A 24,553-nucleotide genomic window follows, 5' to 3' on the forward strand; every position below is an offset into this window, starting at 1 on the left:
GACCTCTTCGGCGAAACACTGCAGCCCATCCAGCGTCTCTTGAGCGTTGCACCCGAAATTGGGGTTCAGGATTACCCTGTCGATGCCGAGCTCGGAATAGGGTCCGAGTTTGTCGATCATTTCCTGCGGCGTGCCGATGAGAAGGCTTTCGGCCAGTTCATCGACAGTTTGCTTGCGCGGAAGCTCGCGGATCATTCCGTTGTCCACGACACCCGGTCCGGTAAACACGTTGTCGAAACGGCTGTAGTACCTGTTCGCAGCCGCGATCTTCTTTTGTCGGTCGGTTTCGTTTTGGGTTACAAAGCCAACCCGTGAAAGCGACAGGGTCAGATCACGCCCAGCTTCGCCCATCTCGCCTTTGGCGCGACTGAAGCCATCGACTTGTTCCAACAACAGTTGCTGGTTTCCCGCAAGCGGTGTCGTCTGAATGTGGAAGCCGCGTTTGGTGCAGTGATAAATACCTTCGGGGTTCAGCACCGCCATCATCATTTGCGGCCCACCGGGACGTAGAGGACGTGGCATGATGGTGATCGGGTCGAACTGATAGAAGTCACCATCCCAACTTACTTCTTCTTCGGACAGAAGTGCCTGCAAAACGGCCAACGATTCATTGAACCGGGCTTGGGTTTCCTCCATCGGCACTCCCAGCCGCTCCATCTCGTATTTGAAGGCCCCGCGACCCACACCCAACATCAGACGCCCTTCAGTAAAGATGTCGGCAACAACCAATTCGCCTGCATAGGTGCGCATGTCGTGTAGTGGCAGCACGACGATTGAGGTCATGATCTTGACGCGGCTTGTATGCGCCGCGATTTTGACCGCAAACTGCAGCGGGGCTGGCATCATCAAGCAGTTGATCAGGTGGTGTTCGGTCACCGACACGGCATCAAAACCCAACCGGTCCGCGAGGATCGCCTGCTCCAGCATGTCGGCATAGACCCGATCGCCGCCATAGGATTTATCAGGGTAATCTGCAGAAAGTTGGATGCTGAATTCCATGATAAGCCTCCTTTGTCTGTCCACGCTACGGTGCCAGAAAAAAGAAATTCTATAAAACGGAATTATTCTATCAATTACATCGAAAAATCTGCATTATCTATCTATGAACATAGCCGCAATTCAGACCTTTCTCAGCGTCGTTCGTACTCGAAATCTAAATCGGGCGGCTGAGGAGCTAAACATCACGCAGTCTGCGGTGACCGCCCGGCTCGACGCATTGGACCAAGCCTTGGGGACCCGATTGCTCATTCGGTCCCGTAAGGGTGCGATGTTGACCAAAGCGGGCTTTGCGTTTCTGGAACAGGCAGAAGTGATTACTCGCACCTGGGAAAACGCGCGCTCGCGTGCCAACCTGCCCCGGGGCGTGATACGTCTTTTCAGTTTCGTTTGTGATCCGGGACTGTGGACTGGCTTAGGTCAAAATTGGATCAGGCGAATTCGGGACAACCATCCAGAAACAGCCATTGAGATCTGGTCCGGGCTGACTGGAAATGCTCAATCCTGGTTGCAGGGTGGGATGAGCGATGCAGCACTGCTGACTGAACCCCTTGTCGGGACGGATTTCGAAAGTCGTGAATTCACCACCGACAGTTTGATCCAGGTCGCTACGCGACAGCGTGAGGCAGTGCGTTGGGATCCTGATTACATTTATGTGGACTACGGCGCCACATTTAGGGCGCAACACGCCGAAGCCTGGCCAACCGACGAAACCGCATCTGTTGCCTTCAGTAGTCCGGATTGGGCGCTTGCGCATCTGCTTTCTGAAGGCGGCTCCGCCTATCTTCCCCAACGCATGGTTGCCGGTCTAATTGCAGAAGGCGCTTTGTTTAGCGTTGAAAACGCTGTCGTATTCGAACGACGGACATTTCTCTCTTGGCGCAAGGGTCATGAAGATAACTTCCCTTGGCTTGCATCTTCGGGTGCAAATCCGAAAGAATTCTAAGCTACAAAGGGACAGTTGTGCCGATCTGATTCTGGTCCCCGCGTCAGTTTAGCGAACACAGTAGCTCATTCGCGAACATGTTGCCTCAAGACATCGATATATGCCGTTTTGTTGATTGAATGCCGCTTTCCGCTATCCTGCAGATCAAAGGGAGGCTTCGTCCATGCGAACTGTGTTTCTGGCAGGCACCTTGTCTGTTGTTGCGACGCTATGCGTCGCGCAAACTTACGACGTTGTAATTCTCAATGGTCGTGTGATGGATCCGGAAACCGGATTTGATCAAATCGCTAATGTGGGAATAAGCAATGGTTGGATTACGTCGATTACCGAAGACGCTATTGAAGGCGCTGAGACCATCGATGCGACAGGGCATGTTGTAGCCGCAGGCTTCATCGACCTCGAGCAACACGGCCTGGACCCGTGGGGCATCAAGGTAAATCTTCGTGACGGCGTCACAACCCAAATGGATTTCGAGGTCGGGGCCGCGAACATCGACGAGTGGTATGACGCGCGCGACGGCGTTACGCAGGCCAATTACGGTACTGTCGTTGGGCAAGAGTTCGCACGGATGCGGGTTCATGACGGTCTTGCACTTGAAGGAGGAGACATCGATTTCCGCAATTTCTTCGCTCTTAGGGCACAATCGGTGGAAGATGGCGTTGAAGGATGGTCTTCGGTTCCAAGCAATCGTGAGCAGATGAACGAAATCACGGCGCAGCTTGATGAAGGCCTGCGTCTTGGCGCGCTCGGCGTTGGATCGACCATCGGGTATGCCCGTGAAGGTATTACCACGTATGAGATGTTCCAAGCGCAACGTGCAGCGGCCCGTTACGGGCGGGTGACCTCTGTACATCACCGGTTTCACCCCAGTGCTTCTACGCCGACTGAGACACAAACGGGGGTTAATGAAATCCTTGTCAACGCGATGGTGCTTGGCGCCCCACTGCACATTCATCACGACAACGATTATGGCTGGTGGGAAAACCAGGAAAAACTACAGATGGCCCGCGACCAAGGTTACAACGTCTGGTCGAGTTACTATCCCTGGACCGCCGGGTCGGGCAACTACGGCGCCTCCATTATCGCCCCGGAAAACTGGGAAGGCTCGATGGGGTACAAATACGAAGAGACAATCTTTGATCCGCAACTCGACCGCTTCGTAACCAAAGACGAGTTCTTGAACTTTGCAGAGAATGAGCCCGGACGAACCGCTATAGTATTTAGTCCGCCAAGAGAGCAGTGGCTCAATGATTGGATAACAATTGCTGGGTACGGCATCTCTGGTGACGGGATGGCCGGGTTGGACATTGAGGGCAATCTGATGAGTTGGGATGCGCCCTATGAAGATTACGCAGGACACCCGAGGTCTGCCGGTAGCCATGCGCTTGTCTTAAGGCTGGCACGTGAAGCAAATGTGCCACTAATGCTTACGCTCACTCAGTTAAGCTACATCCATGCAAAGCGATTGGGTGATACCGGGTTGCGATCAATGCAGGTGCGCGGGCGGATGCAGGAAGGTATGGTCGCCGATATAACGATTTTTGATCCCCAGACAGTGACCGAAAAGGCAAACTATACACTGGGTCAACAAGGCCTTCCGTCGCAAGGTATTCCCTATGTGCTCGTTAATGGAACGATTGTTGTTAAGAACAGCGAAGTTCAACGAGATGTATATGCGGGACAGCCGATCCGGTTTCCAGTCGAGGAAAACGGGCGTTTCGTTCCGGCTGGTCGCGAACAGATCATGGGTATTCTCACGCCCGATACGGGCACAGCGCGCCCAACGCTGCTTGATGACATCACGAATAGTGAAGCCAATGTAGTACCTGTAGCGCCATCGCCTAAACAGTTTGCGTCGGTAGAGCCAACCGACGCCTATGATTGGTTTACACCTCGCAATGGCCTAGATGATGGTGCCCTGTTCTTTTGTGTCGTACATGCTCGATTTGAAGATCGCTCAACAGCAAGACGTGACTATGCGAAGGCCATGATGTCCAAAACTGGCGAAATTGGTCCCAAACAGCCGGGGCGGGGCATAGCAAACTAACTCGCTAAATTGCGCCCCACCTCAATACAAAAAAGCCCGCTTTGGGAAGCGGACCACTACTACTGTAGCTATCAGACCGTGAGTAACATTCGGTTAACCCTGAAGTCCAATGGCCCAATGATAGGTGGAAAAAACGCGCACGTTGCGTGCAAAATATGGAAATCAGCGTTTCCGTATCACTATTGATGAACTGCTAATCAGTCTTCTCTGAGGCGCTCAGGTGCCCGCATTCAGCGAGGCGTGGACCTGCAAGGAGCAATCCAGTTGATCTCTTTGCAGAGATGAAGGACCGTAAGAGTAATTTCAGAGGAGCCATAAGACTTACGTTCAATCACCCATTTCAGCCTAGGGAGAGCGAAAATGACCAACGCAACCTACAAGAAGATCGATGTCGTCGGCACGTCAACGGAATCTGTCGATGCCGCTATCAAGTCGGGAATCTCAAAGGCGGCTGAGACTGTAAAAAACCTTGATTGGTTCGAAGTTTCAGAAATTCGAGGTCACATAGAGAATGGCGAGGTTGCTCACTTTCAGGTCGCTATGAAAATCGGGTTCAGGCTCGACTAGGGCAACATGACACCCTCAGCTCAACAGGCGTTACTGAAGAAGAGCGCTGACAGTTCTTTCCAGAGAAGCAGGTCTATTTGTCAGCGTCGGTAAACCCGAACGCCCTGCGATATTTGGGGATGAAGAGCGCTTTCCCTTTCATCATGCGGGTGATCCAGTCGCCGAAGGTTGCAAAGAGCCAGCTATTTCCGATGACGGGGCCGAGTGGCACCAGAATGGGAGCTCTTTTCCATGGCACGTAAGGCTTCTGCTTTTCGACGGATGCACCATCTATCACTTTCTTAAGCGTCTTGATGAGCCATGGATTTTGTCGGGTCGTCGCGACAATTGTCATTCCGTCGCCAACGTTGGCAATGTCACCGGCTACGAAGACATTCGGGTAGTCTGACGGCCGCAACCACTTGTCGGTCTCAACACGGCCTGCAGTGCCTGAGGTCACACCCGGAAGACTTTGGACCAATGATGTTTGAGGTTTAGAGCCAATCACCGGAAACACAAGATCAGCGGTAATCACACTGCCATCAGCCAGAGTCACAGATCCTTCGTAAGGCCGATCCAAATGACGCAAGTCCTGCACCCTTTGGCCAAGAATGACAGTGACGCCGAGGCGTTCGAGTTTGCGTTTGAGCTGTGTACCAAATCCAGCCGGGTATTTTGGAAACAAGGTGTCATCGGAAGAAATCAAGGTGATGGTCTTTCCCGGCTGCGCCGCCGAGATCTCGCCCGCAAGTTCAGTTCCCACGGCGCCCGCGCCGACGATTGCTACAGAAGTCGCCCGTGCTAACCGTCCACTGACATCCATGCTGGCTTGACGGAAATCAGCGATGCTGTCTCCCGACGGTTTGAATGGGGCCGCATAAGACGATCCAGTTGCGATCACGATAAAATCCGCCGGGAAAACGGCTCCAGAGTCCAGGCTAACCTGGGTTTGGGAAATTGAAACTGCACGACCCCGCACAACTTTTCCCGACTCCAGTAAGTTGTCGTAGGGGAGGATGATCTTGTCCAATAATGTGGGTTCAACTAGCGCACGGATCGCGGCAGGCGGCTGCACGAAGGCTTCGCGTTGCTCAATCAGGGTGACATCCGCATAAGCGTCCAGTTTCTTGGCGACCTCAAACCCGACATAGCCTCCACCCACGATCACGATCTTCTTTTTGGTCATCGGGTTCCCCATTGCGGCACGTTGCATTGATGGTTAGCTAGTTTTGTACGATCGATCCAACAAGTACGGTCATTTGGGATACTGTAATGAAATCGGACGAACTTGAAGAACACTGCCAGATTGAATCACTGATCTCAGCCATTTCAGGACGTTGGAAACTGCTGGTTATCTATTGGTTGGCGCAAGGCAGCTGCCGTTTCAATCAACTCCAACGCAACTTGGGATCCATTACCCATCGCACATTGACGCGGCAACTCAGCGAGTTGCAGGAGACGGGGTTTGTCTCTCGCAAAGATTTTCGGACTATACCGCCACACGTCGAATACAGCCTCACGCCTTTGGGCCAAAGCCTGATCCCACTGTTGTATGAAATGCACGAGTGGGCAGCGCAGAACGCGGATAAACTACCGAAGACAAAGACCCGTCCGGGCTAGCTTGGTCAACCAACTTTGGCTGAACGGAATAGCAAAACGATCGCAGCCTGTTTCTCTTGTGGACTTAATTGCGCAGACCATCGCGAACTACTGGCATCCGTGCATGTGAACATCACGCGCAGCGGGATGAAAGAAGCCGTATTTGCGCTGTCTCCTTCAATCAAGGGCCATCACCGGAGGTGGATTGCAGTTCGCACGAGAGCCTGAACAACATGATTGAAGGCTCCGCAGGCCGAGCCGTAAGCATAAATGAACCATAGGCCGGTTCAAAACCGCGCCTAGCGTTCCAGCCGGTCCTTGAAAGTGCACTCGATCACTATCTGACGTTTGACCAAATTTGGATGAGTTGCTTGCAGCCGCAACTCTCGAGCGATTTGTATCTACAACCTAGATGAACGCTTGCCTATTGTCGTTTTTGATCAGAACGACCACCTCAGACCGGCTTTAAAGAACGGTCCCTGTGCGTCGTTTCCAAACTCCTGTTCGGCATTCGCTTCAAACGTCATGTTGCGGGCAAAGTCGTGCTCGTATCCGAGCAGCACGCTGGCTCCGGTGAAATCTGTCGATGCGAACGAAAGGTCTTGTGTTGTGGAAAACACTGTAACGCTCGCATCAGTATTGCCCAGATTACGTCGTAGGACACCCGACAGTTGGCCGCTCAGGACACCGCCGCTGTTCAGCGCGTGTTCGGCTTCGACACCCAAGCGGGCTTCGATGACTTCGGTGGTTGCGGCTCCGACAGTTGCGTTGGCAGATGAACCGGTCTCGGTATAATCATCATCATCTTGACGGGTATAGCGAACACTGCCGAAACCCAGCAATGCAAACGCGTCGCTGACGTCAAATGATCGCTCAACACCCAGATAGGCCGTTGCGAGAGTGCTGTTGTAGTCGGCGCTTGCGTTGGCGCTGCCGGCAATTTGGCGTGAGCGCTTGGTCGACAACCAGCCATAGCCTAGCCCGGCCTCAATTGTGAAAGATCCAATCTGACGTCCCAAAGACGCGTCCAGATACACACCATTTGTGTCAAAATCTGTCGTATCGGTATCACCGTTAGAGCGGAGGACACCCAGCCCGAGCGCCAGCGCCAAACCATTATCCAGTTGTCCGGAGTACCCAACACTGCCATTGAATACTGTGACGTCGGTATCAACTCCGGGCACGTTTTCGAAACGGCGACTCGCAGCATCTACAATCACATAGGGGCGGAAGGGTCCGAAGCTGACACCCGAAACACGGCCGGTTGCCGAATTGCGCGTAACCTGAGCCTGCCCTCCGTAGTTCAGTGTGCCCATGGAGCCATTGACCACTCCGCCGTAGAAGGCCGTCACGTCGGCTGAGTTCAACAGTTCGGCGGAATCGACGCTGGCATAAATCGGTGCCGCGCCACCTTCATCTTGGACAAACCACGCCGACCGGCCATCAGAGGCTGTTGTGGCAAATGTGCCTGAGCCCGTTGCAGCGTCCTGGAACCGAAACACCGCGCTGCCACCGACGGCATTCAGATTTACATTATGTTCCTGTACCCGGATCAGCCCCCCGACTTTGTCCTGGGTGACAAGGTTTAGCGTCCCTGCGCCGGTTCCCAGATATATCGCATAGGCGTCCCCCGAGGCGGACGTCGCGGAGATATCGCCAACGGCGGTGATTACACCGTCAAAGTTCCCGAAGTGCAGGCCGTAGGCGTTGACCTTGTCACCACCTGCCGCATCGGCCCGAATGACGCCGCTGTTGGAGAAGTTGCCCTGCATGTCCTCGATGTAGAACCCAGCGGCGGTGCCATCGGCATTGTTCGTTGCATTGACCAATCTGGCAGTGGCCGTAACTGTTCCTGTGTTTGCGACGTCGCCTGCCATCGTATCGCATAACAGAACGGCCTGAGCGCGCGCGCGTTCGACCCCCTGGGCAAAAGCTGTGATATTACCCTGATTTTGAACCGTATCACTGGTACCTCCGCGCACGTAAATTCCGCGTGCACTGGATTCTTCGGTGGCCGAAAAACTCTGTGCGGTGATCGTTCCCGAGTTCGTTAGCTTGCCCTCTAGCCCATTGCGAACTAAGACCCCGGCCACATTTGCGCTGTGGCCTTCTGCGCGAACTGAAACAGTGCCGCTGTTTGCGACATCACCACTAACCTTGCTTCCTACATAGATCCCATAAGCTTGCGCTTCGGTTTCCTGTGATGTGGCCTGTGTGATGACTGAACCAGAATTCGAGAAGTCGCCATTGAGTTGCTCATCGATGTTGAAGCCATAGGCCTCGGCTTCGTCTTGTGCAGTTGCCGACACAAATACCGAGCCCTGATTAACGATGTTGCCGTTCAAATGGTCATCGTCACCTGCGCTTCCCACATGCAAACCATAGGCTTTGGCAACACTGTCTGACGATTTGGCACGGATGGAAATGGTACCCTGATTCCGGAAATCACCTTTAAATCCGTCTTGTGCATACAGTGCTGCAGCCCGCGCTTCCTTGTGTGCTGCTGCCCGAACCGTCATCGATCCGGTGTTGTTCAGGGTACTGACTGCTTCTTCATGGTCAAAGTAGAGCGCATAGGCGTAGGCATATTCATCATCAGAACTGGCTTGCACCGCGAAAGACCCTGAGTTTTCGATATCCGCGTCAACCTGATCATTTCTGGTTAGCAGCCCATAGGCCTCGGCTTGTTTCGTTCCCGCGTCAGCAATCGCCCGGATCGTCCCGGAATTGTTCAACGCGCCGGTCCACTCCCGGTTGATATAGACGCCCGCAACGGTGGCTTCGGTCGCACCAATACCCTGGACCGAAATCGCGCCCGAGTTGAGGATGTTACCTTCCAGCCCCGACACCACAGAAATGCCATACCCAAGTGCGTCATTGGCCGTGCTTTGCGTGACGACCGAGATATTGCCCGAGTTCATGATGTTTGCGCCAACCTCACCGGACAGCCTCAGCCCAATCGCTTCGGCTTCGTCTTCGGCGACGGCCTGTAGCGCTATCGTACCGCTGTTGCTGACATCCTTGGTGACACCGCCGCTGATATAGAGACCATAGGCGTCCAAGTCATCTTCATCGATCCGGCCGACAACTTGAATCGTGCCCGTATTGGAGAAGGCGCCATCCAGTCCTTCGTCAATCCGAATGCCGTAGACATCTGCCGACGTTCCACTGTCAACTTCGCTGCGAATAAGCCCGCTGTTCAGAACATCTCCGGTCACGCCATCTTGAGCGTAGAGACCATAGGCATATGCTTGTTTGTTCTCTCCGATCGCCTTGACCGACAGGACACCCGAATTGTTGAAACCACCCTGGATGTGACCCGTGACATCCAGACCCTTCGCCATGACATCTTCATGAGACGCACCCGTGGCAGTCGCCGTAACTGCTACGCTACCAGAATTGAAGAACGTACCCGTCAGCTTACCATCGACGCGAAAGCCCGATGCCGTGGCCGTATCCTCACCGGAAGCCGATACAAACACCGAGCCCCCATTGGTAATGTTCCCGGTTACGTCACCATAAGAGATCATGCCGTAAGCAAATGCATCTGACGAAGATGCAACGGCCTCTGCACGGATTGATCCGTTGTTCGTCATGCTGCCGGTCAAGCCGCCTCCGACGCGTAAACCCGCGACATTCGCGGCATCGGAACCCGCACGTGCGACAGCTCTGATGCTGCCTGAGTTGGCCATATTGCCGGTCATGCCACTGGTAACGTCCACACCGCTGGCGCGAGCGCTGGACCCACTGGCATCGGCCATGACCGAGATACCGCCCAGATTGTTGAAGTCACCGGTCAGTCCGCCGGCGATGTCGATACCATTGGCCGAAACTTCATCGGACCCCTTAGCGTTAACAACAATCGTACCTCTATTTGTGACTGTCCCCGTCAGTCCGCTGCTGACATCAACACCGTCCGCGCGGACGGATGTTGATCCTGATGCGTTGACTACAACCGTACCAGAATTCGACAAATTTCCAGTCATACCTCCGGATACATGCAGGGCCTCCGCCTGAACCTGGCTAGAGCCACCTTTCGCAGTAACCGCAACGACACCGGTGTTTGAGAAGTTTCCATCAAATCCACTGGTGACGTAGAAAGCGTTGGCATCTGCCTCAGACGAGCTGATGGCCTCGATTGACACAGACCCACTGTTCGCTATGTCACCGGTCAAGCCGCTGCTGACATAAAGTCCATCCGCATCCGCTTCGCCCGAGTCACTATCAGCCTTGACGGTAAAGCTTCCCGAGTTGAGGAAATTTCCGGTCAGACCGCTGCTGACGTAAAACGTGCTTGCGTAAACCGACGTGCCCCCCGCAGCATTGACCGCGACAGTACTGGCGTTGGTGATGTCGCCTGTCATTCCGCCGCTGACATAGAAAGCATCGGCATCCGTTCTATCGATGCCGCCTTGAGCATCAACTGCTATGGTACCGGAATTCAGGAAACTGCCCGTCAGACCCCCACCGATACGTATGCTGGCGGCGTTTGCTGTGTCGGAGCCTGCATGCGCAATGGCGGTGATACTGCCCGAATTAGAGATATTGCCCGTCATGCCACTTGTGATGTCGATACCACTGGCACGTCCGCTGGTACCATCAGCATCGGCCTCGGCCCTAACTGTTCCGCTGTTCAGGATATGACCTGTCAATCCGCCGGCGATGTCGATCCCGTTGACCCGAACTTCGCCGTTGCCATCTGCCTTCACGGCAATCGTGCCGCTATTGTTGATAGTACCGGTCAGGCCACTGCTGACATCGAACCCATCCGCACGCACCGAGGAAGACCCTGAGGCGGAAACGGTGACCGTGCCCGAGTTCAACAGGTTTCCATCCATTCCGCCCGCAACGTGCAATGCCGAAGCGGATGCACGGTCGGTGGCACCGCTTGCGCTGACTGACACCGTGCCGGAATTCGAGTAGCTTCCGGTAAACCCGCTGGAGACGTAGAACGCGTCAGCATCAGCCCGCGACGCGCCGGTCGCTTCTATGGTGACGGTGCCATTGTTTGTTATGTCACCAGTCATTCCACTACTGATGTAGAACCCGTCAGCGTCTGCTTCACTCGCGTCGCTATCGGCTTTGACCATGATGCTACCGGAATTCAGGAAGCTCCCGGTCAGGCCGCTACTGACATAAAAGGCGTCCGCATCGACCGACGAATTGCCCGATGCGTTGACCGTAACGTTGCTGGAATTGGTGATGCTCCCCGTCATTCCGCCGCTAACATAAAAGGCATCGGCGTTGGTTTCCTCACTGCTGCCTTGAGCAGAAACCGAAATGTTGCCGGAGTTCAGGAAGTTGCCCGTCATGCCGTCAGCGACTCTGACAGCAACGGCCTCTGCCGTTTCGGCTCCGGTGTTAGTGGAGACAGTAATTGTGTTGGAACTGATAATGCTGCCGTTCAGCGCACCATCGATATTGATACCGGCCACTGAAACCGAAGCACCGCTTGTTGTGGTGGCGCTGAGAGTTCCGGTGTTCCTGATGGTTGTGCTGACGTCGTCCCCAAACATCAAAGCCGTAGCCGACGCATTCGACGATCCTGCCGCAGCGACCGCTGAAACGGCTCCTGCATTCATGACGGATCCTGTGGATTGAATGCCATTTTCAAACCTGCCGCCAGTGGCGACAGCATTGTCCGCGACTGTGGATGCGCTGGCCGACAATGTTCCTGTGTTTGAGAATGCCCCGCCGAACTCGTCATTGGCTAGGAAGCCATAGGCCGTAACGTTGGCTGCACCTCCGGTTATGGAAGCGCTTATTGCGCCTGTGTTGATGATCTGACCCGAGGGCAGCAACTGGTTGTTCGCCTGAAGACCTACCGCCAGGGAGTTTGCTGTTGCAGAGATAGAACCGCCGTTGGTGAGGACGCTGGAATAATCCGTGTCCAGTTCGACAGCGCGCGCCGTGGGTGCAGAAACGGTTACCGAAGTTGGTGATGTAATGCTGTTGTCTTCGTCACTCGCAAATACTACCGGCGCTGTTTGTGATGCGGCGATGACTTCTGCTTGGGCCTCGCCTGTCGGTAATGCGCCTATCGATGCTGCTGCAAGAAAGACCGAAGGTGCGATAACTGGCAATCTTGCCTTTCCATTTGACAACGCGCCCACCCTTAGCCACGTGCGCCTGCACGGACCGCCGCAATCCGGTTGTATTCACTGATGTTCCCCCAAAAAGGTCTTTTTTTATGATTTGTCTATGCTTGGCCTAGAAACAAATATCGGCGTAATTGTGGCAAACTTCGAAGGTCTGCATCATGCTTTTCCGAACAGGTTTGCATTTGGTATTCGCTACGTATCAATGTGATATTTATTGGTAAATTTAGTCAGATACGTCGTTGGCAGGCGAGTACCTTTGAGTGGAGCTTGCACGGTACTCATCGCCATGACGCGCCGTTAAGCTCCAGGAAAAACAACTGGACTGATTGCGCCTGCTATGACTCGATTGCTGCAATATAAGTACAGTTAAGGTGCGTGGGTGACCCCCCGGAGTATGAGGTCTACGATCACGTCCTTACGCTGCAATTTGGGGTAGCTTTGAGCACCAAGATATCGAACATAAGAAGTGCAAAACGACTGTTCCTGAATTGGGGGCTAGAGGCATGCTCATCCGGGTCTCAACGCCTGAACAGTTTAAATGCAGAGAGCCGGATCGTAAGAACCGGCTCTCTGATCGTTATTATGGCAACTCTCATCAGTCGCACCATCTGACGCTCAGTTATTCTTCAAGGCCAGGAGCGTTCGCCCTCGATAACTTGAGCGCTGAGTTCAAGATCGCCAACATTCTCGAAGGTTGGATAGGCTTCCTGCATTGCCGCGACCAAAGCGGCAGAGTTTTCAGCCTCTTCCGACGCTGCTTCGAACGTAGCGACGTATTCTTTGGTGAAATCAACGATGCTTTCATCCTCGGCACTATCGCCGATGACATGCCCGGGAATGATACGCTCGGGGTTGAGCGCGGTGATCTGCTCCAATGTTGCACGCCAGTTGTCGCGGCTTTCGGGTGTTTGGTTGTCTGCAAGCCAAACATGGACGTTTTCATAAAGAACCACACCGCCCAGAACGGTTTTCTCGGTCGGTGCCCAGAGGAAGGTGTGAACGGGGTCATGGCCGTCCAAACCGACAACCTGAATGGTTTCTCCATCTACGGTGAGGCTGTCGCCCTCCAGAACGTCCGGGATGATCAACTCGGTCGGCGCATTTTCCTTCAGGATCGGCCCCCAGAAATCATATTTGAGCTGGATCGTCTTCTCGATCCCTTTCACGGTTTCCGGCGTGGCGACAATTTTGACATCGGGATAGGCTGCGCGGATCGTATCCAGCCCGAAATAGAAATCGGGGTCTTTGTGGCTGATGAAAACGGTCGTAAGCGGTTTGCCGGTCGCCTGGATCATGCTGACCAGTTGTTCGGCATCATCCTTTTCAAACTGCGCATCGACCAGCAGCACTTCGCTGGGTCCTTCGACCAGATTTGAAGACACCGGGAACAGGCTGCCTTCGTTGGGGGTGAATTGGGTGATTTTCAGGTCGGCAGCCATTGCAGCCGTTGAAATCATCATTGCTGCTGTAGCGGTCAGGATTGCTTTCATAGTCATCTCCTTTGTCAGGGGGCAACCATCTATGGCCGTTGCGGTTGCCTTACGCGTGACAAATAGGGAGTCGACGTTGTCAGCTAAATACGCATTATATGGACTTAGTGTCAGCAAAAAGATGACGATTAATGGCAAAATCGAACCTGAACCGGCTCGAGTATTTTGTGGCAATAGCTGAGGCTGGAACTATCACGGCGGCGGCAGATCGTATGCGTGTCAGTAAGGCCGTTGTCAGCAAGCAATTGCAGCTTCTTGAAGAAGAGCTTGGGGCGACATTGATTGTTCGAAATTCTCGCCATCTGAACCTGACGGAAATCGGTCAGTCTTTTTATGCGGCTGCGCAGGCCTCTGTTGCACAGGCCGAAGAAGCCTACGCGATGGTGAGGCGTGGTAATGCCGAACCTTCCGGAACACTGCGCATCACTGCACCACTTGATCTGGGTGCTGACTATGTTGCTCCAGTCGTTGCGGAGTTTCGTAGAATGCACCCCGCAGTAACCATCGAGCTGACATTGAGTGACGTGCGGATTGATCCGGTCGAAGCACGATTCGACATTGCCTATCGTGTTGGCTGGCTGTCTGATTCTGCGAATATCGCCCGCAAGTTGGGAGAGTTCAGGCAGATCGTCGTTGCCTCTGCAGAGGTCATCAATGAGTTGGGCGATCCTGATACACCTAGTGACTTGTCGAATTTTCCGTTTATCGAGCACCGGGCACTATCGACTCCGCTCCGCTGGCGTTTTTCCGGTCAAACTGGCGAAACAATCGATGTTGAGATGAAGCGCGCCCTGTCGGCTGACGTGACGCCGGCAATCAAGGCGATGACACTTGACGGGGCAGGTATCTCAATCCTTCCGGATTTCTACGTTCGCAAAGAGCTTGCGGATAAATCTCTGATCCAGCTACTCCCGGACTGGACGCTCCCGTCCGGAGGAATTTATGCAGTTTATCCGCCGACACAGTATAGATCGAGCGCTACGCAGCGGTTTTCGAAATTGTTCGCCGAGAACATGGGCAAAGAACTGGCATAAGAAGCAATTTGGGAACCAATCACTGACTATTTGAGTTGCGAAAACCTGCATAGATGCCTTCTGCGTTTCTTCACATTGGGCGAACCACGATTGTCACGCTCAATTCGGTGCCGTTGTATCGCAGCATTATAGTTTGCAATCACATCGCCCTTTGGGGCAGCCGATTGCCTCTACTGTGAGAAGTTGATGGCACTTCAAAAACCGCTGATACGCTCTATGAGCCAGTACATCGACACTGAACCGATGCCGTAGGCGGCAACTACTGTAGCCCCTTGGCTGATCGGAGCCGCAATCAGGCGCCAGGTTGTCACCAAGAGAGCCAAGACGCCGATAAAACAAAGCTGCCCGGCTTCAACGCCCAGGTTAAACGCAAGCAAGGCTGCAGGAATATCATCCGCGGGCAGTCCGATGTCAGCCAAAGCCCCTGCAAAACCAAGGCCATGTAAAAGCCCAAACCCGAAACAAACGATCCAAGGTTTTTGTTTTGACAGTCGGAACCGACCTTCTCTGCCCTTTACAATCTCCATAGCCAGAAAAACGATGGACAGTGCGATAACGGCTTCTACCGGCGGACCTGGAACGTTCAATATACCAAACGTGGCAAGCGCCAAGGTTATGGAATGCGCAAGTGTGAAAGCCGTAACTGCCCCCACCAGTCTCCATGGATCGCGGACCAGAATGAACAACGCGAAAACAAACAGAAGGTGGTCCCAGCCTTCCAGTATGTGTTCAAAACCCAACTGGAAGTAGGCGATGAAAACCGACCATGTTGTTTGTTCAGAAGGTATGTTCTGGACGGTGGCATTTGATGTGAATCGAAGTGTCGCGGGTGAGGATTCTAGGGGGAGTAGCCGTACCAAAACATCGTTCTGTTGCGTCTCCAATCCTTCAATCTTGATGGGTTGCCCCGCAATGTCCGCGCGGCATTCGACAACCCAGGAAGAAACCCACGCTCTGCTATCGGAAATCGGATCAGGCCCACGTGCCGGTGTACAACCCTCTGGCAATACAGCATCAATCGCCATCGGCTGACCATTCACATCGGGCTTTCGCCAATGAACGCTCCAGGTGTCAGAAGCGATTTGGCGAATTTCCAAGTATCCCGGATCAAGCGCATGCGCATCAGCATCACTTGTGGAGCACGCAAACAGCAGGGCTACCAATAAGCAGGCGATGAGTTTCATTTGAGCCGACCTGAAAGATCAGGCGCCACAATTTCGTAGTTCTCTGCAAGAGCGTTAAACTGCGCTAGCGCCAGATCCTCACTCATCGCACGGTGCCAATCTCGCAGCACCGCGCTGTGAATTTCTGACAGGGGAGGTATTTGACTAGGCTCGGTTGCCAATACCTGAACCAGATGGACCCCATAACCAGACTGGATCGGTCCCGTCCACTGATCTGTTTCAACCTCCTCGAAATCTTTCGAAAATCCAGCGCCAAAGACCGAGTCAATTGCTCGGGTCGGGGTCAAGGGCATTGAGGCAGGTAGCAGTGTGGAGGCACCGACAGCTGTGACATCTTGACCTGTGCGCAGTGCAGCCAACGCCTGTTCAATTTCGGCATCGCTTGGATTTTCACCCAGAAAGACCTGAGTGAAAGCCACCTTGTTGGGCGTAGCGTAGCGTTCAGGGTTTTGTTTAAGAAACGCCTCTAGTTCTTCGTCCTCCGGAACAACTGAAGTAGCGATCGCTTCGGTGAGAAAATCCATTTTCTGGCTGAGCCGAGACCTGATCACGGTATCTCCGCGATCCAAGCCAAGCTTTTTCGCTTCCCTGACCAGAATCTCCTCACGAATTGACGCATTCACCAAAGCTTGTAGTTCAGTGCCGCTTGGAGAGCGTTTCCGCATCGCTTCAAACTGGGAAGCTAACAGAGCGACATCGCTTTCGCTGATCGTGATAGTCTCGAGGTCTTCGACTGTCTCGCTATCTGTTGAAACTATGTGGAACCAAAAAAAGATTGCCGCTCCAATCAAGAAGAAATGGAACAGAGGTTCTTTTAGTAATCGCATGAAGGCTCCTGCGTGAAACGCAATCAGGTTTTATGTATCGATGCTGGCATCAGACAAATTGATTATACAAGTTAATGAATGCTCCGCGCGCTTTAGATGTTTGGTTAAAGCTCCGAGGTAGGGTTGCTACCTCGGGCTCTTATCTCCTGCACAGAGCGTGTCACTCTGTCGGCGAATACCAAATCGGGGACGAATATGCGCGCTCCTGATGTGTGAGTATCGCATCTTCTGGCAATTCGGTGCCGAACCTCAATTTGTCATACAGCACCCAGCGCGGCGTCGGGATTTCGATGGCACGCACATAATAAAACGCCCGCGCGTTCGGATCGAAATCAGGATCAGACCAAACGGTTACCAACTCGGCGGTGCCGATTGTGTTGGTCCAGCTGGCGGTTTCCAAATCCACTGTGTTTCCAACCGCTGGGATTTTGCCGTTTTGATCAGCAACACGATTATCCGACCACGCCACGTCGTAGACTTTTTCCTGCAAGGTCCCTTCGGAGTCGAGCCACCCCTTTATCACTTGCACGCGATCCAGATTGGCTCCGATCGGGTCGCGAAGCGCCGCGATAAGGAATGCAGGCGCACCGTCGCCTTCGCGAGGACGCAGGTCAGAACCCATCGGAACACCTTTGGTGTAGCCAACATCTGCAAGGAAGCGGGTTTCCACGTCCGCATCATTGAAATCCCATCCGCCAAAGAACCGCAGACCAATTCGGGGTCCGGTGGTTGCATAGGTCTCTCTGCGTTTGAACGCATCGAAGATGGCGGCACGGGTATTCTCAGTCGCCCAAACTGCAGTGTATCCAGAGGCAACAAGGAGGTCGCCGGGGATTTCACCAAGATCATTGGCGATGAAGGGATGTTCGATCCGCGAGGCTGAAGGTTCAACGCTGACGGACTTTCCAAAGAAGTTGTCTTCTTCGGCTGTGGCCAGAGAGGTATGGCTGTCCGTAGCACCACCCATCCCGAACTTATAGGGGTTCACGCCGAACTTTTCTTCCAGCATCAAACCGCGCTTCAGCGCCTCGCGGGCGTACTCACCAGCCAGCATATCGTCGGTCTTCAATTCTGTGATATCGAGATTGCCTACGTCCCAGTTTTCGTAGTCCGCGAATTCATCGTCCGGGCTCAGGAATGGATGTGCTTCACCATCACCCTTGATCTGCGTGACCTCATAATGCGGCTCCCACTTTGCTCGGGCAGCTACGTAGTCCTCGTCGACCTTGCCGCCGTGATAGGTGTCTTCGGTTGGAAACATCCATCCGTTCGACAGGTTGCCGTTATGGGCAAAGGCTACCGCGCGGCCTCCCGTTTTTTCTTCATATTCTTCAAGCCAGGCATACAACGATTTTGGGTCTGTATCGCCATAAGGTGGTTGTGTAACCGGGGGAACCATCTGCAGGGCCCGGATCGGCCCATCGCGGAGCATGACATTGCGATGCAGATTGAAACCCTTGGGAACCGATGTCCATTCGAACCCAATGAACGCCGTAAAGTTTCCGGGGTCGTTGTGCTGCTCGGCCGCCAATACAATGCTTTCCCAAGTAAAGGCAAAAGCATCCGCGCCGGGGCTGTAAGACTCGAGTAGGATCTCGGGCAGGGTCATTTGCGAGAAATTGGTAATGATATCAAAGGCCGTTTTTCCGGCTTCTTCACCACCCGCTTTGTAACCCTCATACCACTCCAATCCTTTTGGATCAGCAAGAACGCCCGGCTTTCCGGCTTGCAGGTCCGGTGCAAACCCCATCAGATCAGTGTGATCTGTGAGGACCATCCAATCCAGTGGCCGGGCCAGCCTCACGGGTTGGCCTGTAGAAGAAATAACCTGCTCACCTTTTGCAAAACGCCAGGCGTCGTCTGGCAGTAGTGTGTTCCCAAAGGCGCCGGCGTCCAGTGAAAGCCCCGTGTGAAGGTGCGTGTCTCCCCACAGCGGGCGTTCAGGAAAACTCCGGTTCGCATATGGCGAATAAGGTCGATCTGAGAACAAACCTTCAGCAGCCTGTTCGCTTGGGACAGCGTCGGCCAAGATATTCGTCGGCGCCAGTCCAAGTGATATAAAGCACACCAGTATACGAAGCATTGTGACCTCCCAAATCAACTTAGCTCGGCGGTGTCGATGAATTACATCGCAACAAAGAGATATTCGTATTTCTCTATATCATAGTGAGTTGCCTAATTGAGAAAAATTTTGGAATTCTGATTTGCTGCAAAGATGCAATTGAGTGCTTTGGCCGACGGGCGCTCAGAATGGGTCGAAAACAATATGACCTGCATTCCCATCGATTTGTGGCTTAGCCCAACTGAGGTGTGCGCTGAGCCTGAAGCGGTTCTACCGCTTGGTGTGCGACCGGGCACTTTGGCGGTCATAGCTCACGTGTTCGTCTAAACTGCGAGGCAAGATCAACTATTCGCACAGAAAAGTATCTATCAACTAGATGGATCATCACTAAAGACATTGGGGCCCAACCTGTAGAAGCGTCGCTGAAACAGGAGTTATCAATATGACCAAGAAGATCACAATCATCGGTGCCACAGGCCATCTGGGACATCGTGTGACCAAAAAACTCGTCGAGAAAGGCGTCGAAGTGACCGCCCTCGTGCGAGATCCAGAGGCGGCTAAAGCTGCTCTGCCTGCTGGGGTTCGGCTCGTTCAGGGTGATGTGTCAGACCCGGCCAGTCTGCTTTCAGCTTTGCGGGGAACCGAGACGCTGTACATCACGCTGAATACCGAGACGTTGGACACCGCCGCGCCATTCCACACCGAGCGGGAAGGGGTGATTAACGTCGTCGCGGCGGCAAAGGAGACAGGGGTTCAGCACATCATGCAAATTGCAGGCGTTGACACCGCATACCCCGATTTTTCAACCGAAGGGATGGCTTATGGTACCAATGCGATCCGTCAGGGCGGGATCGATGCCATCAAGGCGTCCGGCATCCCCTATACCTTCTTCTATTGTTCGTTCTTCCTGGATTCGCTGCCAAAGTTCTTGATGGATAACCAGTTTGCCGTCATCGGTAATTACGTTCATCCAATCCGGTTCACCAATTCCAGCGACCTGGCTGAACTGGTTTTGAATGCCATTGGCAATGATGCGGCAAAAAACAAAGAGTTCGCCGTTCAGGGTTGGCAGGCCAAGACCTACACCGAGGGAGCGACCGAATTTTTGAAAACTTATGCGCCTAAGGCAGAAGTCATTCAGTTACCAATGGAGGCGATCGGCCAGATGGGACTGCCGGAAGAGCAGGCGGTCTTTATGGAGCATTTGCTCACCTTCGTGCAGCAACTGCGGGAAGAGTTGGTCGCTGGCGAAACGTGGGAAGTTCTTGGAAAACCAAAACACACCATTGCATCTTTCGCAAAGGAGCTTCGCGAAGAAGCCTAAGCCATAGTGGAGTTCTGAATAACGGCGTTTTCAGCCAGTAGCTCGCACAGCTTGGCAGTGGCCTGACCCATCGGCTTTTCAAAAGACCAAACCATATCCACCGAACGTTCGGCATAAGGTTTGGTCTCGAATTGCAGCGGCAGGATTTTCAGTGCACCGGTCTGAACAAAGATGTCCACAGCATGCAATGGCAGCGCCGACCACCCCAGGTCGGCCCTCACAAGATCGATAGCCTCAGTTGCAGTGCTCACCTGCCAGATCGACGGCGAGGCCTTGAGGATAGCACTGTTAGGGTTATCAGCTTCTTTCAACAAGATCTGGCGATGTAGGCGCAACTCTTCCCACGAGACCGAGGGTGTATGTGAAAGCGGGCTTTCCGGATGGCTGACGCAAACCAGCTTGAGTGAGCCCAAAGAGCGGAAGTCGAGCGATTGAGGGATGCCCTCGGGTTCCAGAATAATGCCGAGATCCACTTCGCCTTGAACAACCAGCCGTTGGATATCTCCGGCGGCGAATGACTGGATCTCAACGTCAACAGATGGAAAGTCAGCGTTGAAGGTTCGGATGATCTCTCCCAGATTGGCCAGTTTGATGTGCGGTGCCATGGCGAGCGTTATGCGGTTCTCCAGGGTCATGGATAGGGCATCGGCAATCGCCAGAAACCGGCTGCGACGCTCCAGTAGAATTTCGGCCTGCGAGATCAACATCTCTCCCGCATCGGTGAGGGTCGGATATCTTCGGCTGCGATCAAAAAGCTCGACGTTCAGATCGACCTCGAGGTTGGCGACCAAAGTGCTGATCACCGACTGTACTTTGTTGCACTTTCGCGCCGCTGCTGAAAAAGACCCCTCGCTGTGAGTGGTGACGAATGCCTCCAATTGTTCGAACGATGCGCGCATCGGGAATTCTCCGCTAACTATCTGTTAGTGGTATGGTATCGGGCTCAATAGATTGTAACAACAGATCCATTTGACCACAGAGTCTCCGCTGGCAGCGAATGTCCGCGCTGATGGATCGCATTGAGGTATCTGCTGACATCGCCGAACGGCGGGTTCGGGTCGACGGTGTTTTTGGTTGATCAGTGCCTTCGTCCACCCTAGCGTATCACGTATGCCTGAATTTGATTTCCTGGTCGTCTTAGAGCGTCACAGCGCTCACCGCCGAAAGCGTTTCGCCGGATAGCGATTCCTCGTTTGGCTCTCTGCTTAGCGAAACTTTTTTTCGGAGATCTCAGATGACTGAATTCAATACTATTCCTGTGCTTGATCTTTCACCATTGATCGATGGCGAAGATACATCCGACCTGGCCCTGGAGTTCCTAGATGCATACGGCAAGACCGGGTTCGGCTATGTCATAAATCATGGAGTGGATCCTGCATTGCGCATCGCCGTGTTCGCGGCCTCAAAGAAGTTTCACGCGTTGCGAGAGACTGAAAAGCAGGCAATTGCGCTGGATGAATGCCATCGCGGGTACATAGCTATAAACACCTCGACGGACGTAAACTCCGATTTAGCCAAAGTGACAAAGCCGAACCAATCTGCTTCGTTCATGATGATGCGGGAGGATCCGGAGAGAGACCCTGATGTCTATCTGTCCGGACCAAACCAGTGGCCAGACCTGGATGGGTTTCGAGAGGCTTGTGAGGCCTATGCTTATGCAATGACCGAATTGGGCAACAAACTGTTGAGGTTGGCACTGGATGCAATTGGTGTCGAGGATCGTTCAATTCTCGCTGCATTCGAGACGCCGACTATATGGCTTCGTCTGCTTCACTATCCACCGCAGCCTCAGCAAGCGCCGGATGATCTGTTCGGTTCAGCACCCCATAAGGACTTTGGATTTCTGACATTGCTGGCGCAAGATGATGTTGGTGGCTTGCAAGTTCAGACACCGGCAGGCCACTGGGTGGATGCTCCGCCAATCGAGGGTGCTTTCGTAGTTAATGTCGGCGACATGCTGCATCGCTTGTCCAATGGAAGGTTGTTGTCCACGCCGCATCGGGTGATCAATGCGAGCGGACGAGAGCGCTATTCCGTGCCGTTCTTCTTTGACCCACATGTCTCTGCCGTAATCGCGCCCCTCCCGGAAACAGGCATCGCTAGGTTTGAACCTTTGAACTTTGGCGAGTTTCTCAGAAATGAACTCGAAGCCAGCTATGATGCACATCAAGCAGACCAGTCAGAAACTTAGAGCGTGCTATTGTTCTTGAGAAAAATTTGCTCTCCCGTCATCGATGGAAGTAACAGTGCTACGGTTAATTATACTGCACAATTTGCAGGGGGTGCCTGCGGCAACAGATTACTACTTGGAACAGGTCGCCTTTATCGCCGCAGCGTGGCGATGGATTACGTGACTGTTCGAAATTCATCTTTGATAAAAGGAGCAAGGCAACCTTGAGCGAGGCAAACGCGCGTCAGGAGGGGTTGGACTGATCACCCTGCCTTTGGGTTCTTCTGCGAACTGGTTGGCCATATTGTTGGCGAAACGCCCTGCGCAGCCCAGATGCTGAAGAAAAGCCGCAACGCAGGGCGATCTCCTCGACACTCAGTCTGGTATGTGTGCTGAGGTCGCGCGCACGTGCCAGACGAAGCGCTTGGTAATGACGCCCGGGAGAAACACCAAGCTCCTGCTTGAACAGACGGGCCAGACTGCGTTCTGACATGTTGGCGAAAGCTGCGAGTTCGGCCAGCGAAAGCGGTGTTTCCAAAGTGTCAGCCATACGGGTAATCAGCATACGCAACTGTTCTGAGCCATGGATGCGAAGCCCGCGTGCCCCGGAACCAGAAAGTTGCGCACTGGCGCTGTCCTGCAGGAACATGGCCGCTGCCTCTTGCGCTGCTACTGCTCCGTAACGACTGGTGATGAACTCCAAGATCAGATCCAGCGCTGTAGCGGCGCTGCCGCAAGTCCAGAACCGCCCATCCTGCACGAAACGGTCCGGTTCTACGACGGTGGCCAGAAAGCTCTCGGCAAACTCGTCGTGGAGTTGCCAGTGGATGGTGGCACGGCGCCCATCCAATAGGCCCAGAGCTGCCATCAGCCAGGAACCCGTGTCCGCCCCGATCACCACTCCCGATCGCAATAGGGGATATAAATGGCGCGAGAGTGGTTTCTGTACAGCTTCCGCGCGGAACTCGTCACCACCCACGATCAGAGTCAGGTCGGCCGCACTCATGCCCTGAAGCGATCTGTCAGGTGCAACACGGATGCCGCTGGAACTGGTCACTGGGGCGTCACTCGCAGTCAGGATTGTCCACCGGATATCTGCACCACGATTGTCACGAACGACCCGCAGCGGTTCCAGCAGGCACGCCAGAACGATGTTGGAAAAACTTTCCGACAATAGAATCGAAACGGTGAGCTGTGTCACTTTGGCAGAATCCGCACATTTTTCGACAATATTGGTCCGTTCGGCATCGGGGCACAATCCTAACGTCAGTTCAATGCCCCAAAGCGCGGCAACATGTCAGCAGCCCGACAGGAGACACGTTTTCATGACAACACGGCCCCTTGATCATATTCGCGTGCTTGATTTCGGCCAGTATCTGGCGGGCCCCCTGGTCGGAATGATGCTGGCTGATATGGGGGCCGAAGTGATCCGCATTGATCCGCCCGGAGGCCCAAGGCTAAAAGAACCAGCCACCGACATGCTGTCACGTGGCAAATCTGCGCTAACCTTGGATCTAAAAAGCGAAGCGGGCCTTGCCACGGCGCGGGATTTGGTTGCCCGGGCCGATGTGGTGATCGAAAACTTCCGACCCGGGGTGATGGAGCGGTTGGGCCTGGGGCCGAAGACTTTGCGGGAAATCAATCCGCGCATCGTGTCGCTGTCTTTGCCGGGCTTCGCCTCGACCGATCCGGCGCTGGCCGATCTGCCTGCGTGGGAGGCAGTGATTGCCGCGCGCACCGGGCAGTTCACCGACATGGGGTTGAACCGGCGGCTGATGGGGATCAACCCTTCTTTCACTCCACTCACTCTGGCCTCTGCCTATGGCGCAGCATTTGGCGCGATGGCTGTGCAGTTCGCCCTGCTTGCACGGGACCGCAATGGCGGCGAGCATATCGAGGTCCCACTGGCATCTTCCTTGCTTGAAGGGCTCGTCTACAACTGCGAACAGATCGAGGATTACCCCGAACGTTACAAATCCCCACGCGAAGTGGAGCTCGACCGGCGAACGGCCGCGGGCCTGCCCATGAACCTCGGATTTAGCGAACTGGAAGAGTTCCTGGATCCATTCTATCGCACTTATACCTGTGCCGACGGGCGGGGGTTCTATGTGGTGGCAGGAAGCGTCAAGACGCACCCGCGCCGGGTGTTGGAGACCTTGGGGCTGAAAAAGCTCGCCGACGAACTGCCCGATTTCGATGCCTATCTGGATACACGTGATTGGCCCGA

General features: G+C 54.0%; 17 protein-coding genes. 8 read left to right on the plus strand and 9 right to left on the minus strand.

Annotated elements, in window-relative coordinates:
* Positions 1 to 999: LLM class flavin-dependent oxidoreductase (locus E1297_RS38375; RefSeq protein WP_155147602.1), on the minus strand; the 999-nt coding region annotated here is incomplete at its 3' end.
* 103 nt (positions 1,000 to 1,102) lie between these two features.
* Between E1297_RS38375 and E1297_RS38380 the strand changes: the two genes are divergently transcribed.
* The 3 genes from E1297_RS38380 (at position 1,103) to E1297_RS38390 (ending at position 4,556) form a co-directional block, all read left to right on the plus strand.
* Positions 1,103 to 1,942, plus strand: a complete 840-nt coding sequence (locus E1297_RS38380; RefSeq protein WP_155147604.1) for a LysR family transcriptional regulator — start codon at positions 1,103 to 1,105, stop codon at positions 1,940 to 1,942.
* Between the two features lie 163 nt (positions 1,943 to 2,105).
* A complete protein-coding gene (locus E1297_RS38385; RefSeq protein WP_155147606.1) occupies positions 2,106 to 3,989 on the plus strand; it encodes an amidohydrolase family protein in 1,884 nt (627 codons plus the stop codon).
* A gap of 360 nt (positions 3,990 to 4,349) precedes the next feature.
* Entirely contained in the window at positions 4,350 to 4,556 is a 207-nt protein-coding gene (locus E1297_RS38390; RefSeq protein WP_155147607.1) for a dodecin, read from the plus strand.
* Between the two features lie 73 nt (positions 4,557 to 4,629).
* Here E1297_RS38390 and E1297_RS38395 read toward each other — a convergent pair whose 3' ends face one another.
* Positions 4,630 to 5,721, minus strand: coding sequence for an NAD(P)/FAD-dependent oxidoreductase (locus E1297_RS38395; protein WP_155147609.1), 1,092 nt, complete (start codon positions 5,719 to 5,721; stop codon positions 4,630 to 4,632).
* Positions 5,722 to 5,807: 86 nt separating this feature from the next.
* On the opposite strand from E1297_RS38395, the gene E1297_RS38400 reads away from it, so the two are divergent.
* The gene (locus tag E1297_RS38400) at positions 5,808 to 6,155 is read left to right on the plus strand and encodes a helix-turn-helix domain-containing protein (RefSeq protein WP_155147611.1); all 348 of its coding nucleotides are present in this window, start codon (positions 5,808 to 5,810) and stop codon (positions 6,153 to 6,155) included.
* A 419-nt stretch (positions 6,156 to 6,574) separates the two neighbouring features.
* Here E1297_RS38400 and E1297_RS38405 read toward each other — a convergent pair whose 3' ends face one another.
* Positions 6,575 to 12,217: an S-layer family protein gene (locus E1297_RS38405; protein WP_155147613.1), complete on the minus strand. Its 5,643-nt coding sequence runs from the start codon at positions 12,215 to 12,217 to the stop codon at positions 6,575 to 6,577.
* A 644-nt stretch (positions 12,218 to 12,861) separates the two neighbouring features.
* On the minus strand, positions 12,862 to 13,725 hold the full coding sequence (locus tag E1297_RS38410) for an MBL fold metallo-hydrolase (RefSeq protein ID WP_209016257.1): 864 nt from the start codon (positions 13,723 to 13,725) through the stop codon (positions 12,862 to 12,864).
* Between the two features lie 131 nt (positions 13,726 to 13,856).
* On the opposite strand from E1297_RS38410, the gene E1297_RS38415 reads away from it, so the two are divergent.
* Complete coding sequence (locus tag E1297_RS38415; RefSeq protein WP_155147616.1) at positions 13,857 to 14,759, plus strand: LysR family transcriptional regulator; 903 nt, start codon at positions 13,857 to 13,859, stop codon at positions 14,757 to 14,759.
* A gap of 194 nt (positions 14,760 to 14,953) precedes the next feature.
* Here E1297_RS38415 and E1297_RS38420 read toward each other — a convergent pair whose 3' ends face one another.
* The 3 genes from E1297_RS38420 to E1297_RS38430 form a co-directional block, all read right to left on the minus strand.
* A complete protein-coding gene (locus tag E1297_RS38420; RefSeq protein ID WP_155147618.1) occupies positions 14,954 to 15,943 on the minus strand; it encodes a HupE/UreJ family protein in 990 nt (329 codons plus the stop codon).
* Positions 15,940 to 16,770, minus strand: coding sequence for a peptidyl-prolyl cis-trans isomerase (locus E1297_RS38425; RefSeq protein WP_155147620.1), 831 nt, complete (start codon positions 16,768 to 16,770; stop codon positions 15,940 to 15,942). The genes E1297_RS38420 and E1297_RS38425 overlap by 4 nt, the downstream gene beginning before the upstream one ends.
* A gap of 160 nt (positions 16,771 to 16,930) precedes the next feature.
* Positions 16,931 to 18,853 carry a DUF3604 domain-containing protein gene (locus tag E1297_RS38430; RefSeq protein ID WP_155147622.1) on the minus strand — a complete coding sequence of 641 codons (1,923 nt, stop codon included), beginning with the start codon at positions 18,851 to 18,853 and terminating at the stop codon, positions 16,931 to 16,933.
* A 421-nt stretch (positions 18,854 to 19,274) separates the two neighbouring features.
* Here E1297_RS38430 and E1297_RS38435 point away from each other — a divergent pair, with 421 nt between their 5' ends.
* Positions 19,275 to 20,156: an SDR family oxidoreductase gene (locus E1297_RS38435; protein ID WP_155147623.1), complete on the plus strand. Its 882-nt coding sequence runs from the start codon at positions 19,275 to 19,277 to the stop codon at positions 20,154 to 20,156.
* Here the strand turns inward: E1297_RS38435 and E1297_RS38440 are convergent.
* Positions 20,153 to 21,055, minus strand: coding sequence for a LysR family transcriptional regulator (locus E1297_RS38440; protein WP_155147625.1), 903 nt, complete (start codon positions 21,053 to 21,055; stop codon positions 20,153 to 20,155). The genes E1297_RS38435 and E1297_RS38440 overlap by 4 nt on opposite strands.
* Positions 21,056 to 21,390: 335 nt before the next feature.
* Here E1297_RS38440 and E1297_RS38445 point away from each other — a divergent pair, with 335 nt between their 5' ends.
* Positions 21,391 to 22,347: an isopenicillin N synthase family oxygenase gene (locus E1297_RS38445; RefSeq protein ID WP_155147627.1), complete on the plus strand. Its 957-nt coding sequence runs from the start codon at positions 21,391 to 21,393 to the stop codon at positions 22,345 to 22,347.
* A 223-nt stretch (positions 22,348 to 22,570) separates the two neighbouring features.
* On the opposite strand, the gene E1297_RS38450 is transcribed toward E1297_RS38445, so the two are convergent.
* On the minus strand, positions 22,571 to 23,527 hold the full coding sequence (locus E1297_RS38450; RefSeq protein ID WP_209016258.1) for a helix-turn-helix domain-containing protein: 957 nt from the start codon (positions 23,525 to 23,527) through the stop codon (positions 22,571 to 22,573).
* A 124-nt stretch (positions 23,528 to 23,651) separates the two neighbouring features.
* Here E1297_RS38450 and E1297_RS38455 point away from each other — a divergent pair.
* Positions 23,652 to 24,553, plus strand: a 902-nt coding sequence (locus E1297_RS38455) for a CoA transferase (RefSeq protein WP_196223497.1), incomplete at its 3' end; no start/stop codon positions are given.

Source organism: Roseibium sp. RKSG952 (genome assembly GCF_009711355.1).